Raw genomic sequence first — 13,714 nt, 5'->3', positions numbered from 1 at the left:
AATGTTTATGAGACTAAGGACAGAACTGGTCCTTAGTTTTTTATGATATGGGAACCGGTTTCCTGTATTTCTTTGTTGAAAGAAGAGAAAGAAGAGTACAATTTATGAAGATGAAAAGAGAAGACGTAAGAAATGTGGCGATTATTGCCCACGTCGATCACGGTAAAACAACACTGGTAGATGCGCTGCTCAAGCAAAGCGGTATTTTCCGTGAGAATCAGGAAGTTGTGGAGCGCGTGATGGACTCCAATGATATCGAGAGAGAGCGCGGTATCACGATTTTATCCAAGAATACGGCGGTCCATTTTGGCGGTACTAAGATCAACATCATTGACACGCCTGGCCATGCGGATTTCGGCGGAGAGGTCGAACGTGTTTTAAAGATGGTAAACGGTGTAATTCTGGTTGTGGATGCTTATGAGGGCGTTATGCCTCAGACCAAGTTCGTTCTTCGGAAAGCATTGGAGCTGGGACTGTCTGTGGTAACCTGCATCAATAAGATCGACCGTCCGGAGGCGAGGCCGGAAGAGGTAGAGGAAGAAGTATTGGAGCTTCTGATGGACTTGGATGCCAGCGAAGAACAGCTGGACTGCCCGTTTATCTACGCTTCCGCTAAGTCCGGATTTGCCAAGAAAGAGCTTAATGATCCGGAGAAAGACATGGCTCCTCTGTTCCAGACGATCCTTGATCATATCCCGGCGCCGGAGGGAGACCCGGAAAGTTCTACCCAGCTTCTCATCAGTACCATTGACTATAACGAATACGTTGGCCGTATCGGTGTTGGCAAGGTGGATAACGGAAAAATCAAAGTGAATCAGGAATGCGTGATCGTCAACCATCATGATCCGGACAAATTCCGAAAGGTAAAGGTGGGAAAGCTGTATGAATACGAAGGCCTCAATAAGATTGAGGTACAGGAAGCCGCCATCGGTGCCATCGTAGCCATATCCGGTATTACCGATATCCATATCGGCGATACCCTGTGTTCTCCGGAGAATCCGGAGGCCATCCCGTTCCAGAAGATTTCTGAACCTACGATAGCCATGAACTTCATGGTCAATGACAGCCCTCTGGCCGGACAGGAAGGAAAATACATCACTTCCCGTCACATCCGGGAGCGCCTGTTCCGGGAATTAAATACGGATGTCAGCCTCCGCGTGGAAGAAACCGATTCCCCGGACCGCTTTAAAGTTTCCGGCCGGGGAGAGCTTCATTTATCTGTTTTGATCGAGAATATGAGAAGAGAAGGCTTTGAATTTGCAGTCAGCAAAGCAGAAGTCCTGTACCATTTTGATGAAAGAAACCATAAGCTGGAGCCTATGGAGATCGCATATATCGATGTGCCCGAGGAATTTACCGGAGCGGTCATCCAAAAGCTTACAAGCCGTAAGGGAGAGCTTCAGGGAATGAGTCCGGCCAACGGAGGATATACAAGATTGGAGTTTTCCATTCCTTCCAGGGGACTCATCGGATACCGCGGAGAATTTATGACGGACACAAAAGGAAACGGAATCATGAATACTGCTTTTGACGGTTATGCGCCCTTTAAGGGAGAACTGTCTTACCGGAAGACCGGATCTCTGATCGCCTATGAGCCCGGGGAATCCATTACCTATGGTCTTTTTAACGCGCAGGAAAGAGGTACCCTGTTTATCGGGCCTGGAGTAAAAGTATATTCCGGCATGGTCGTGGGACAGAATCCAAAGGCAGAAGACATTGAAATCAATGTCTGCAAAACGAAAAAACTGACCAACACCCGTTCCTCAAGCGCAGATGAAGCTCTTAAGCTGACTCCGCCAAAGGAGATGAGCCTGGAACAGTGCCTTGACTTTATTGATACCGACGAGCTGTTGGAAATTACTCCGGCAAGTTTCCGGATCAGAAAGAAAATTTTAGACCCGACCTTAAGAAAAAGGTCTTCTCTTAACAAAAAATCATTGGCATAAATTGTAATTTAAAGGAGGATGCTGCCCCCGTTAGCCGAAAATTCGGCAAGGAAGCGGTGTTCTCCTTTATTTTTTTGTGCATTCTGCCTGGTTCTGTCGATATTTTTGGATTGTTTTTTATCATTTTATGGAATTCTTTCACATAAATTTAATATTAGCTGTGAAGCGTATTAGCAAATAAGTGAAAGAAGAGGAGAAATACAATGTCAGAAAAAATGATTGAAAACAACAAAGTAAGCGTTATAGGAGAGATTGTCTCCGGCTTCACCTTCAGCCATGAGGTATTTGGAGAAGGATTCTATATGGTGGATATAGCGGTAAACCGTCTCAGCGAACAGGCGGATATCATACCGTTAATGATCTCGGAACGCCTGATTGACGTCGAAGGGGACTACATAGGTTTAACGGTGGAATCCATAGGCCAGTTCCGTTCCTACAACCGTCATGAAGGAACGAAAAACCGTCTGGTGCTTTCCATTTTTGTGAGGGAAATCCATTTTATGGAAGAGTTTACAGATTATACAAAGACCAATCAAATTTTTCTGGATGGATATATTTGCAAAGCTCCCATTTACAGAAAAACACCTTTGGGAAGGGAAATTGCGGACTTGCTTCTTGCGGTTAACCGGCCATACGGAAAATCAGATTACATACCCTGTATCGCATGGGGCAGAAATGCGAGATATGCTTCCGGATTTTCGGTAGGAACCAGAGTGAAGGTATGGGGAAGGGTCCAGAGCAGGGAGTATACCAAGAAACTAAGTGAGACAGAATGCGAAAAAAGAGTGGCCTATGAAGTCTCAGTCAGCAAGCTGGAGTGTGCGGATTAGAAGCTTTTATTTATAAATTAAGGAAATGGTAAGAAAACTTGCAAAAAAATTAAAATTATGATACGATAAGCAGGTTCTAAAATAATATGTAAATAATTGCTTTTTTAGCTGTTATGAGGTGCTGAAAGATGAATAGAGGTACGATACAGGTTATATACGGTGAAGGCAAAGGGAAGACCACGGCTGCGCTCGGTATGGGAATCGAAGCTCTGACTAAGAACAGGACTGTCATCATGATACAGTTTTTGAAAGGCTGCCCGGGACGGGGCTCACTGGATATTTTAAAGCGTCTGGAACCGGAGATGAAGATATTCCGGTTTGAAAAGTCCGACGGTTTATTTGAAAATCTTTCAAAAGAACAGCAGGACGAGGAACGTATGAACATCCGGAATGGTCTGAATTTTGCTAAGAAGGTCGTATCAACCGGTGAATGCGATATGCTGATTCTGGATGAGATCCTTGGATTATTAGACCAGAAGATCATAGAGGCAGAAGAACTGGTGAAGCTGCTTCAGTCTAAAGTTGATGAAATGGAGGTCATATTAACCGGTAAGGTATTTTCTAGTGAAATGGAACCTTATGTAGACAGTATTCTGGAAATCGACCATGTTAAAGTTGACAACACAAAATAATAATGATAGTATGGTAACATACATAATAGAGTAGAGGTTGCGTTGCTTATTAGTACTCTGTCCGATGTATCAGGTACAGACGAGGGCAGGGGGAAGGAAGAGACGCCGAAGAACGGTATGGCCTGAGCGTACTTGTTCTGGGCATATGGTTAAGGGCCATATGACTGTCATCCATTTGGATGGGGAGCTACTTAAAGAAAGATGAGATTACCAGATTCTGAACTTTAAGAGCTGACCCTGTTGTCAGCTCTGTTTTTTACGCGTGCAGAATGCCGGGGGCAGGATGAAAGTTTACTATGTATGACGAAAAAGAATCAGGAGGATGATACCATGGCAATTTTTGAAGGCGCAGGTGTGGCGCTTATCACACCATTTAAGGAAAATGGAGAAGTGAGCTATGAGAAGCTGGAGGAACTGGTAGAAGAGCAGATCGCCGGAGGAACGGATGCGATCATTGCCTGCGGTACGACAGGGGAAGCATCTACCATGTCCCACGAGGAGCATTTGGATGTAATCAAATATGTATGCGAGGTGGCGAAAAAGCGGATTCCGGTTATTGCAGGAACCGGATCCAACAGTACGGATACAGCCGTTTATCTGTCCAGGGAAGCCGAAAAGCACGGCGCAGACGGGCTTCTTCTGGTTTCTCCCTATTATAACAAGGCGACTCAGAATGGGCTGAAGGCTCATTTTAAGGCGGTTGCAGATGTGGTAAAAATTCCGATTCTTCTATATAATATCCCTTCAAGGACCGGAGTGAATATTGCGCCGGAGACGATTGCTGATTTGTGTCTGCATGTTCCGAATGTTGTCGGTGTAAAGGAAGCCAGCGGTAATTTTTCCGCCATTGCGGATCTGATGAATCTGGCAGATGGCCGTGTGGATGTATATTCCGGCAATGATGATCAGATCGTGCCAATGCTTTCTCTGGGCGGAAAAGGGGTTATTTCTGTTCTTTCCAACATTGCTCCATCCCAGACTCACGAAATTTGTGAAGCTTATTTTAACGGCGACGTAAAACGGAGCGCCGGGCTTCAGCTTTCCGCTATTCCGTTAATAAATGCCTTGTTCTGTGAGGTCAATCCGATTCCGGTTAAGGCCGCCTTAAATCTTATGGGAAAGAATGCAGGTCCTCTGCGTCTGCCTCTTACCGAAATGGAGCCTGAGAATCAGGAGCGTTTAAGACAGGCCATGAAGGAGTATGGAATTTTATAATCGGTAAAAGATATACATATGGAGGAAAACATGATTAAGATGATAATGCACGGCTGTAACGGGGCCATGGGCCAGACCATTACCGGGATTGCAGCAGAAGAGGAAGATATTGCGATCGTTGCAGGAATCGATCCCAGTGATACGAAGCAGAATCCATATCCCGTATTCCCGTCCCTGGAAGCCTGTAATGTGGAGGCAGACGTGATCGTGGATTTCGCTTCCGCCAAAGCAGTGGATGGTCTTCTTGCGTACAGCATAAGGAAAAAGATTCCTGTGGTAGTATGCACCACAGGGCTTTCGGAAGAACAAAATAAAAAAATAGAAGAGGCATCGGGCCAGGTTGCAGTTCTGCGCTCCGCTAATATGTCTCTGGGTGTCAACCTGCTCATGAAGCTGGTTAAGGAAGCGGCCCAGGTACTTGCTGCCGCAGGCTTTGACATTGAGATATTGGAAAAGCACCATAACAAAAAGGTAGACTCCCCCAGCGGGACAGCCCTTGCTTTGGCTGATTCCATAAATGAGGCCATGGGCCTGAAGTATCACTATGTTTACGACAGGAGCCTTAAAAGAGAGGCAAGAGACAAAAAAGAAATCGGAATCCAGGCTGTCCGCGGAGGAACGATCGTAGGAGAACATGATGTGATCTTTGCCGGAAGGGATGAAGTTATCACCTTTAATCATACTGCTTACTCCAAGGCCATTTTTGCAAAAGGTGCTGTATCCGCAGCAAAATTCCTGGCAGGAAAAACACCTGGTTTATATACCATGAAAGATGTGATTGAATCATAATTTTCCAATATTTTCCACCATAATTCATTGCTTCTTTACACATACTATTCGTAGAAAATGAAAGGAGAATGTATTATGAAAAGAATAAAAACTTATGTATTTACCCTTCTTGTCATAATGGCAGTTATGTGTCTGTCTGCCTGTGGCACTACGAATAACGGCGGAACCACAGGAGGAGGCGCTGGAGGCACTACGTCTGCAACAACCCAGACAACAGCGGCGGCAACCACAAAAAGCGCCACTGATAAGACTACAGCCGGTACAACAACATCCGGTACAACAACAACCAATGGCACCGGCAAAGAGAGCACCGGCGTTGTTAACGGTGTTGTAAATGATGTAGAAAAAGGCGTTGACAAAATCACAGGGGAAAGCAATGGCCAGCCGACTACAGAAAGTACGACTGCAGCAAAATAGGCTGGAATATGAAGAAAAAAGCTTCAGGCATAAAATCAATGCTTGAAGCTTTTTTTAATATAAGATATAATATAGGCAGACATTTCTTACTGCTATGGAAGGCAGCTTCATTTATTATCCATCAAGGCCGATGATCCGGCTGGTTATCCGGTGACAAAAGACAAAGATGACACGACCTGAATGCAGGAACAGGGGGCAGAACATTCGTGAAAGGATATCAACGATATAATAAGAAAAAGAAGCCATGGAGAAATCTTATAGGGACCGGATGCGATAAAAAAGCCCGGAAAGGCATGTTTAAAAAATATCTGTATTTATCCGTGTGTCTGGAAGCAGCAATCCTTGCGCCCCGGTACGGAGAAACGGTTTACAGCCAGGCCCAAAGCTTTCTTTCTGTCAGTCAGGAAGCCGAAGCGGCAGAGGAAGAGTTAAGCGTGGGGCAGGACCGCAAAGCCGGAGAAACCAGAGAACAGGGCCTTTCTGTTGACTGGAAGGAGGGAACGGTAAAACTTTGGCGCAGGGTGGAACGTGTTGTTTTGCAAGAACCTGATTGAGAAACAAAAACGCATAGTGGTCATAAGTATTTATAATAATAAAACCAGTTGCAATCCTATTTTCGCTGTATTATAATTTCTACTGAAACACCAGAGTTTTATTTGAAAAACTTATAAATTAATTCAGAAAAGGACAGGTGGATACCATGGAGAAAAAGGAATTGCTGTATGAGGGAAAAGCGAAAAAGGTTTATACGACTGAAGATCCGGACGTATTGATTGTTTCATATAAAGATGATGCCACAGCATTCAATGGCCTGAAAAAGGGTACCATTGTGGGAAAAGGTGCAATCAACAACCGAATGACCAATTTTATCTTCCGGAAGTTAGAAGCCAAAGGCGTTCCGACTCATCTGGTTAAGGAATTAAACGACCGTGAGACTGCAGTAAAGAAAGTGGAAATCGTGCCCCTCGAGGTCATTATCAGAAATTACTCCGCAGGAAGCTTCGCCAAGAAGATGGGGATGGAAGAAGGCATTCCATTCGCTTGTCCGACACTGGAATTCAGCTATAAAAATGATGATCTGGGTGACCCGTTCATCAACAGCTATTATGCATTGGCCCTTAAGCTGGCTGCTCAGGAAGAGATTGATGCGATCACAGAGTATGCGTTTAAAGTAAATGAAGTACTTAAGGAATATTTTGACGGTTTAAACATTGACTTAATCGATTTTAAGATTGAATTTGGACGTTACCATGGACAGGTCATTCTGGCTGACGAGATATCTCCCGATACCTGCAGGCTATGGGATAAGGATACCCATGAAAAGCTGGATAAGGATCGTTTCCGCAGGGATTTAGGAGGTGTGGAGGACGCATACGAGGAAGTGTTCCGCCGGCTTGGCATCCAGTAAACAGTGCAGAGAGGGAAAACATTAGATGAATAACGAATTGAATTTCAATATCGACGAAGAGTTGCATGAGGAGTGCGGCGTATTCGGAATGTATGATTTCGATGGCAGTGACGTCGCCTCCACCATTTATTACGGATTATTTGCATTGCAGCACAGAGGTCAGGAAAGCTGCGGAATCGCGGTCAGCGATACCGGGGGCCCGATGGGAAAGGTAAGTGCGCATAAGGGAATGGGGTTATGTAACGAGGTCTTTACTCCGGAGATTCTGGAAAGCCTTCACGGCAATATTGGCGTAGGCCATGTTCGTTATTCTACTGCCGGCAGCAGCACAAGGGAGAATGCACAGCCTCTTGTTCTAAATTATGTGAAAGGAACTCTGGCCCTGGCCCATAACGGCAATCTGGTCAACGCACCGGAACTGCGCCGGGAACTGGAGTATACCGGGGCTATTTTCCAGACGACCATAGATTCGGAGGTAATTGCCTACCACATTGCCAGGGAGCGCGTGAAGACCCCCACCGTGGAAGCGGCGGTAGCAAACGCCATGAAAAAGATTGTCGGGGCTTATTCCCTTGTGATCATGAGCCCGCGTAAAATGATCGGAGCCAGAGATCCGTATGGATTCAAGCCCCTATGCATTGGAAAGCGTGATAATACCTATGTTCTGGTGTCGGAAAGCTGTGCCCTGGATACCATTGGTGCGGAATTTGTACGGGACGTCTGCCCTGGAGAAATCGTGACCATCACAAAGGACGGAATTGCATCGGATACCAGTTTATGCCTCAGGGATAAGTCAAAGGAAGCCAGATGTATTTTTGAATATATTTACTTTGCAAGGCCGGACAGCGTATTCGACGGTGTGAGCGTCTACCATTCCAGGCTTTGTGCGGGCCGTGCTCTGGCCGTGGATTCACCGGTTGAAGCAGATCTTGTGGTCGGAGTGCCGGAATCCGGCAATGCTGCGGCTCTCGGGTATTCCCTTCAGTCAGGGATCCCTTATGGAACCGCTTTTGTGAAGAATTCCTATGTAGGCAGGACATTTATAAAGCCCAAGCAGAGCAACCGGGAATCTTCCGTAAGGATCAAATTAAATGTGTTAAAGGAAGCCGTGGCCGGCAAACGTGTTATCATGATTGACGATTCCATTGTACGCGGAACCACCAGCGCCCTGATCGTCAATATGCTTCGGGAGGCCGGAGCAAAAGAAGTCCATGTCCGCATCAGTGCGCCCCCGTTTCTCCATCCGTGCTATTTCGGGACCGACATACCGGACGAGGACCAGCTGATCGCACATAACAGGACCATTGATGAAATCCGTGATCTGCTGGGAGCGGATTCTCTGTCTTATTTAAACATTGACCGGCTGAATGAGATGGCGGAAGGCCTTCCCATATGTACGGCATGCTTTAGCGGAGATTATCCGGTCGAGCCGCCCAAGGAGGATATACGGGGAGAGTATATAAGGTAATAAAACTTTAAGAAAAACCAGGGGCCGCCAGCCGGGCGGTCCCTGCTTTCTCTTCCCATAACATGAAAAATATGTTATTCTTATTGAAGATAATTAAATACTGTAAGGAGGAATATGGAAAACATGACAGATAGATACCAAAGCCCGCTGTCTGAGCGCTATGCAAGTAAGGAGATGCAGTACATCTTTTCCCCGGACAAAAAGTTTAAAACCTGGAGAAAGCTGTGGATTGCGCTGGCGGAAGTGGAAAAGGAACTGGGCCTTCCAATTACGGAGGAACAGATAGAGGAATTAAAGGCTTATCAGGATGAAATCAATTACGATGTGGCGAAACAGAGGGAGAAAGAGGTCCGCCATGATGTGATGTCCCATGTATATGCATATGGCGTTCAGTGCCCCAAAGCCAAAGGAATTATCCATCTGGGAGCGACCTCCTGTTATGTTGGGGATAATACGGATATTATCGTTATGACAGAAGCGTTAAAACTGGTCCGCAGGAAACTCATCAATGTCATTGATGAGCTGGCCGGATTTGCTGAACGCTATAAGGACCTGCCTACCCTGGCTTTTACCCATTTCCAGCCGGCCCAGCCGACGACGGTAGGGAAGAGGGCGGCGCTATGGCTTCACGATCTGACCATGGACTTAGAAGATCTGGATTATGTGACCGGCTCCATACGGCTTCTTGGTTCCAAGGGGACCACAGGGACCCAGGCAAGCTTTCTGGAACTGTTTGACGGTGATATGGACAAGGTGGGAAAGGTTGATTCCCTGATTGCGGAGAAAATGGGTTTTCCAGGCTGCTATCCGGTTTCAGGACAGACCTATTCCAGAAAAGTGGACAGCCGTGTGATCAATATTCTGGCCGGCATTGCCCAGAGTGCACATAAATTTTCCAATGACATCCGCCTGCTGCAGCATTTAAAGGAAGTGGAAGAGCCTTTTGAAAAGAGCCAGATCGGTTCTTCTGCCATGGCTTATAAACGCAATCCGATGAGAAGCGAGCGGATCGCTTCTCTGTCCAATTATGTAATGGCAGATGTGATGAACCCTATGCTGGTTTCTTCCACCCAGTGGTTTGAGAGAACACTTGATGATTCCGCCAATAAGCGCTTAAGCGTACCGGAAGGATTTCTGGCGGTCGATGGAATCCTGGATCTTTATATAAATGTTGTCGATGGGCTTGTCGTATATCCAAAGGTGATTGAGAAACATATGATGGCAGAGCTTCCGTTTATGGCAACGGAAAACATCATGATGGATGCGGTAAAGGCCGGCGGGGACAGACAGGAGCTTCATGAGAGAATCCGGGAACTGTCCATGGAAGCCGGCAGGAATGTGAAGGAGAATGGCCTTGATAACAATCTCCTGGAGCTGATCGCTGCAGATTCTTCCTTCAACCTTTCTCTGGAAGATTTAAAGGAGAGCATGGATCCTAAAAAATATGTAGGCTGCGCCCCGGCTCAGGTCACGGTCTATTTAGAAGAGGCAGTTAAGCCTCTTCTGGAAAAAAACAAAGAACTTCTAGGGCTGACAGCGGAGATTAACGTATAAGGAAATTGCGGGCAGACTTTGGTTTTCGTCAAGTCTGCCTGCCTTTTGTTTTCATATCAGGAGGAAGCCATGAGCAGTAATTTGGAATATTATAGGGTATTTTATTATGTGGCCCAGCTTGGAAGCATCACCCTGGCAGCGGAGAAGCTCTGCATTTCCCAGCCGGCCGTAAGCCAGGCGGTAAGACAGCTGGAGCAGTCTCTGGACAGCCAGCTTTTTCTCCGGACCTCAAAAGGTGTCCGCCTGACCCGGGAAGGCGAATTTTTCTATGGTTATATAAAAGCCGGTTTAGATAACATCTGGCATGGGGAAAATATGTTAAAGCGGCTTAAGGATCTGGATACAGGAGAAGTGCGGATCGGAGCCAGCGATATGACCCTTCAGTTTTATCTGCTGCCTTATCTGGAGAAATTTCATGAGCTGTATCCGGGGATCAAGGTGACGGTTTCCAATGGCCCCACACCTGAGACCTTGCGGTTTTTATACGAGGGAAAAATCGATTTCGGAGTGGTCAGCACTCCGTTTGAAGCAAAAAGTGAGGTTTTGCGCACCGATGTAAAAGAAATCCGGAATGTGTTTGTGGCAGGGGATAAATTCCGCTATTTAGAGGGGAAAGAGTTAAATTATGATATTCTGAAGGAGCTCCCCTGTATTTTCCTCGAAAAAAATACCAGCACCAGAACATTCATGGATGATTATCTTGCAGGTTATGGAGTGATGGTGGAACCGGAGTTTGAACTTTCTACCAGTGATATGATCGTCCAGTTTGCCATGCGGAATCTGGGGATAGGCTGCGTGATGTCAGGGTTTGCACAGGTGGAGCTGGAGAAGGGAAATCTTGTGGAATTAAGGTTCCGGGATGAAATGCCAAAGCGTCATTTTTCCATTATCACTGACACCAAAACGCCTGTCTCCCCGGCGGGGAAGCGGCTTTTGCAGTTGATGACAAGCAATATAAGCTGAAATTATATCAAACATAAATAATATTGACTTTACTTATGCTGATCTTTGCGATATCATAAGGAAGTAAAAGGCATTTTTTCACTCGAAGGAGGATCAATCAAATGGTAAGAGCAATCGTAGGCGCTAACTGGGGCGACGAAGGAAAAGGCAAGATCACGGATATGCTGGCAAAGGAATCTGACATCATTATCCGCTATCAGGGAGGCAGCAATGCCGGTCACACGATCATCAACAACTATGGCAAATTTGCCCTTCACCTTCTGCCCTCAGGCGTATTCTACAATCATACAACCAGCATCATCGGCAATGGCGTGGCACTTAATATCCCGTTCCTGGTTAAGGAAATTGAGGACATCGTAAGCAAAGGGGTTCCAAAACCCGGTATCCTGGTTTCAGACCGTGCGCAGATTCTGATGCCATACCACATTCTGTTTGACCAGTATGAGGAAGAACGCCTTGGAGGGAAGTCCTTTGGTTCCACGAAATCAGGGATTGCTCCGTTTTATTCAGATAAATATGCTAAGATCGGATTTCAGGTAAGCGAACTCTTTGATGAGGGATCCTTAAAAGAAAAGGTAACCCGCGTCTGTGAGATCAAGAATGTCATACTGGAGCACCTTTATCATAAGCCGGCCATTGATCCGGAGGAGTTATTCGGGACTCTGCTTAAATATCGGGAAATGGTGAAGCCTTACGTATGTGACGTTTCCAAATATCTTCATGAGGCAATCAAAGAAGGAAAGAACATTCTTCTGGAAGGCCAGCTCGGTTCTTTAAAGGACCCGGATCATGGAATTTATCCAATGGTTACCTCGTCCTCCACCCTTGCAGCGTATGGGGCCATTGGCGCAGGGATCCCGCCGTATGAGATTAAGAATATTACGACTGTAGTAAAAGCGTATTCCAGTGCAGTGGGTGCAGGTGCATTTGTCAGCGAGATTTTCGGGGATGATGCGGATGAACTGAGACGCCGCGGAGGTGACGGCGGAGAATACGGTGCAACAACCGGCAGGCCAAGACGTATGGGCTGGTTTGACGCAGTGGCCTCCCGGTATGGCTGCCGGATTCAGGGCTCCACAGAGGTTGCCCTGACCGTACTTGATGTATTGGGATACTTAGATGAGCTTCCCGTATGCGTAGGATATGAAATAGACGGAAAGGTTACAAAGGACTTTCCGACTACGGATAAACTTAATAAGGCAAAGCCGGTATACACTACGCTTCCAGGCTGGAAATGTGAGATCCGGGGAATCAAAAAATATGAGGATCTTCCGGAAAACTGCAGAAATTATATTGAATTTATTGAGAAAGAAATCGAGACACCGATTACCATGGTTTCCAATGGACCGGGAAGAGACGAAATTATATACCGCAAATAAGCATTGTGAACAAATATAAGGCGGAGAACGGGAAAAGAGCAGTTTGCTTTTCCGGTTCTCCGTTTTTTCATGTTCTCCCGTTTTTTTCATCGGAGTCTCTGTCATCCATGTCCGGCTTTATCACCCGGCAGACCAGCCCTGCAGCATAAAAAAAGACGGGTATTACAACAGAGGAAAATATGGCGGCCATCAGCCAGTTTTTTGAGTCAGGACTATGGAAAAAGGTGGATACGATTGCAATTACGTATATGGCGAGAATGATTACCAGCCCGAGAATGGCCAGGGGGCGTTTCCATTTCATAAGATATACCTCACTTTCCCAAAACGTTTCTTTCTTAATATTATATCCCATGAAGCATAAAATGGAAAGAAGGGCTTTGGGTTGTTCACAAAAACTTCAGATTTTGAAATCTGTACATTTCCATAAAAGTATAGTAAAATTTTAATTGAAAATACTAAACCCCTAGCTATGCTGGGGAGAATAGTGTAAGTGGAAACGGTGAGGATATAACGAAAAAGCCTCCTATGATAAAATGAGAATGGTGTCGCAAGCCAAACTCAAAAATAGGAGGCAGTCCCAATGGACAATAAAAGTTTATCACACAGTAGATGGAAATGCCAGTACCACATAGTATTTATTCCAAAGTATCGGAAAAAGCAACTATACGGACAAATAAAAGAAGATGTACGAGAAATACTTGGTACGCTATGCAAGTATAAAAATGTAGAAATAATAGCAGGAGCAGTATGCGTAGATCATGTACATTTAAGCTTAGCAATTCCGCCGAAGCTTAGTATATCAAGTTTCATGGGCTATTTGAAAGGAAAAAGTACGCTGATGATTTATGATAGACATCCAGAATTGCAGAGTAATTGGAATAAAGCGTTTTGGTCGCGAGGATATTATGTAGAAACCATTGGTAATATAACCGATGAAGCAGTACAGAAATACATTAAAGAGCAAGCAGAAGAGTCGCGCAAGGAAGATATGAGAAGTACCGCTTTTTAGCGGACCAGTAAGGATGCTTGCGACACCGCCCTATTGGGCGAGCAGTAAGAAAGCCCTTATTAGGGCTAATATCAAACCACCAGTTGAACTGGTGGTTGCTGACT

At 45.7% G+C, this 13,714-nt stretch carries 14 protein-coding genes and 1 riboswitch; of the genes, 13 read left to right on the top strand and 1 reads right to left on the bottom strand.

What is annotated here, in order from left to right; translation table 11 throughout:
• The first annotated feature begins 104 nt into the window (after positions 1 to 104).
• The 12 genes from typA to BQ9856_RS11835 all read left to right on the top strand — a co-directional run bounded on the left by typA (position 105) and on the right by BQ9856_RS11835 (position 12,601).
• On the top strand, positions 105 to 1,946 hold the full coding sequence (typA, locus tag BQ9856_RS11890; protein WP_077613351.1) for a translational GTPase TypA: 1,842 nt from the start codon (positions 105 to 107) through the stop codon (positions 1,944 to 1,946).
• 203 nt (positions 1,947 to 2,149) lie between these two features.
• Positions 2,150 to 2,776, top strand: a complete 627-nt coding sequence (locus BQ9856_RS11885; RefSeq protein WP_077611228.1) for a single-stranded DNA-binding protein — start codon at positions 2,150 to 2,152, stop codon at positions 2,774 to 2,776.
• A gap of 128 nt (positions 2,777 to 2,904) precedes the next feature.
• Positions 2,905 to 3,408, top strand: a complete 504-nt coding sequence (locus tag BQ9856_RS11880; protein ID WP_077611227.1) for a cob(I)yrinic acid a,c-diamide adenosyltransferase — start codon at positions 2,905 to 2,907, stop codon at positions 3,406 to 3,408.
• Between the two features lie 23 nt (positions 3,409 to 3,431).
• A riboswitch (Lysine riboswitch) is annotated at positions 3,432 to 3,606 on the top strand.
• Positions 3,607 to 3,738: 132 nt separating this feature from the next.
• The gene (gene dapA, locus BQ9856_RS11875; protein ID WP_077611226.1) at positions 3,739 to 4,623 is read left to right on the top strand and encodes a 4-hydroxy-tetrahydrodipicolinate synthase; all 885 of its coding nucleotides are present in this window, start codon (positions 3,739 to 3,741) and stop codon (positions 4,621 to 4,623) included.
• 30 nt (positions 4,624 to 4,653) lie between these two features.
• The gene (dapB, locus tag BQ9856_RS11870) at positions 4,654 to 5,412 is read left to right on the top strand and encodes a 4-hydroxy-tetrahydrodipicolinate reductase (protein WP_077613350.1); all 759 of its coding nucleotides are present in this window, start codon (positions 4,654 to 4,656) and stop codon (positions 5,410 to 5,412) included.
• A gap of 75 nt (positions 5,413 to 5,487) precedes the next feature.
• Positions 5,488 to 5,829, top strand: coding sequence for a hypothetical protein (locus tag BQ9856_RS11865; protein WP_077611225.1), 342 nt, complete (start codon positions 5,488 to 5,490; stop codon positions 5,827 to 5,829).
• A 206-nt stretch (positions 5,830 to 6,035) separates the two neighbouring features.
• Entirely contained in the window at positions 6,036 to 6,383 is a 348-nt protein-coding gene (locus tag BQ9856_RS11860) for a hypothetical protein (RefSeq protein ID WP_077611224.1), read from the top strand.
• A 146-nt stretch (positions 6,384 to 6,529) separates the two neighbouring features.
• Positions 6,530 to 7,237: a phosphoribosylaminoimidazolesuccinocarboxamide synthase gene (gene purC, locus BQ9856_RS11855; protein WP_077611223.1), complete on the top strand. Its 708-nt coding sequence runs from the start codon at positions 6,530 to 6,532 to the stop codon at positions 7,235 to 7,237.
• Between the two features lie 25 nt (positions 7,238 to 7,262).
• The gene (gene purF / locus BQ9856_RS11850) at positions 7,263 to 8,705 is read left to right on the top strand and encodes an amidophosphoribosyltransferase (protein WP_077611222.1); all 1,443 of its coding nucleotides are present in this window, start codon (positions 7,263 to 7,265) and stop codon (positions 8,703 to 8,705) included.
• 123 nt (positions 8,706 to 8,828) lie between these two features.
• On the top strand, positions 8,829 to 10,259 hold the full coding sequence (gene purB, locus BQ9856_RS11845; protein WP_200801298.1) for an adenylosuccinate lyase: 1,431 nt from the start codon (positions 8,829 to 8,831) through the stop codon (positions 10,257 to 10,259).
• Between the two features lie 69 nt (positions 10,260 to 10,328).
• On the top strand, positions 10,329 to 11,222 hold the full coding sequence (locus BQ9856_RS11840; protein ID WP_077611220.1) for a LysR family transcriptional regulator: 894 nt from the start codon (positions 10,329 to 10,331) through the stop codon (positions 11,220 to 11,222).
• A gap of 101 nt (positions 11,223 to 11,323) precedes the next feature.
• On the top strand, positions 11,324 to 12,601 hold the full coding sequence (locus tag BQ9856_RS11835) for an adenylosuccinate synthase (protein ID WP_077611219.1): 1,278 nt from the start codon (positions 11,324 to 11,326) through the stop codon (positions 12,599 to 12,601).
• 67 nt (positions 12,602 to 12,668) lie between these two features.
• Here BQ9856_RS11835 and BQ9856_RS11830 read toward each other — a convergent pair whose 3' ends face one another.
• On the bottom strand, positions 12,669 to 12,902 hold the full coding sequence (locus BQ9856_RS11830) for a hypothetical protein (RefSeq protein WP_077611218.1): 234 nt from the start codon (positions 12,900 to 12,902) through the stop codon (positions 12,669 to 12,671).
• A 279-nt stretch (positions 12,903 to 13,181) separates the two neighbouring features.
• Here BQ9856_RS11830 and tnpA point away from each other — a divergent pair, with 279 nt between their 5' ends.
• The gene (gene tnpA, locus BQ9856_RS11825) at positions 13,182 to 13,610 is read left to right on the top strand and encodes an IS200/IS605 family transposase (RefSeq protein WP_077611217.1); all 429 of its coding nucleotides are present in this window, start codon (positions 13,182 to 13,184) and stop codon (positions 13,608 to 13,610) included.
• The last annotated feature ends 104 nt before the right edge of the window (positions 13,611 to 13,714 follow it).

The organism is Clostridium sp. Marseille-P2415, assembly GCF_900155545.1.
Classification (GTDB): Bacteria; Bacillota; Clostridia; order Lachnospirales; family Lachnospiraceae; genus Lacrimispora.
This window is presented reverse-complemented; position numbering and strand designations above follow the sequence as displayed.

Excerpts from the sequence above, each read along its gene's own strand:
- dapB (WP_077613350.1), top strand. The coding sequence starts at position 4,654 with ATGATTAAGATGATAATGCACGGCTGTAACGGGGCCATGGGCCAGACC.
- BQ9856_RS11835 (WP_077611219.1), top strand. The coding sequence starts at position 11,324 with ATGGTAAGAGCAATCGTAGGCGCTAACTGGGGCGACGAAGGAAAAGGC.
- dapA (WP_077611226.1), top strand. The coding sequence starts at position 3,739 with ATGGCAATTTTTGAAGGCGCAGGTGTGGCGCTTATCACACCATTTAAG.
- purF (WP_077611222.1), top strand. The coding sequence starts at position 7,263 with ATGAATAACGAATTGAATTTCAATATCGACGAAGAGTTGCATGAGGAG.
- BQ9856_RS11885 (WP_077611228.1), top strand. The coding sequence starts at position 2,150 with ATGTCAGAAAAAATGATTGAAAACAACAAAGTAAGCGTTATAGGAGAG.
- purC (WP_077611223.1), top strand. The coding sequence starts at position 6,530 with ATGGAGAAAAAGGAATTGCTGTATGAGGGAAAAGCGAAAAAGGTTTAT.
- typA (WP_077613351.1), top strand. The coding sequence starts at position 105 with ATGAAGATGAAAAGAGAAGACGTAAGAAATGTGGCGATTATTGCCCAC.
- BQ9856_RS11880 (WP_077611227.1), top strand. The coding sequence starts at position 2,905 with ATGAATAGAGGTACGATACAGGTTATATACGGTGAAGGCAAAGGGAAG.
- purB (WP_200801298.1), top strand. The coding sequence starts at position 8,829 with ATGACAGATAGATACCAAAGCCCGCTGTCTGAGCGCTATGCAAGTAAG.
- BQ9856_RS11830 (WP_077611218.1), bottom strand. The coding sequence starts at position 12,902 with ATGAAATGGAAACGCCCCCTGGCCATTCTCGGGCTGGTAATCATTCTC.
- BQ9856_RS11865 (WP_077611225.1), top strand. The coding sequence starts at position 5,488 with ATGAAAAGAATAAAAACTTATGTATTTACCCTTCTTGTCATAATGGCA.
- tnpA (WP_077611217.1), top strand. The coding sequence starts at position 13,182 with ATGGACAATAAAAGTTTATCACACAGTAGATGGAAATGCCAGTACCAC.
- BQ9856_RS11840 (WP_077611220.1), top strand. The coding sequence starts at position 10,329 with ATGAGCAGTAATTTGGAATATTATAGGGTATTTTATTATGTGGCCCAG.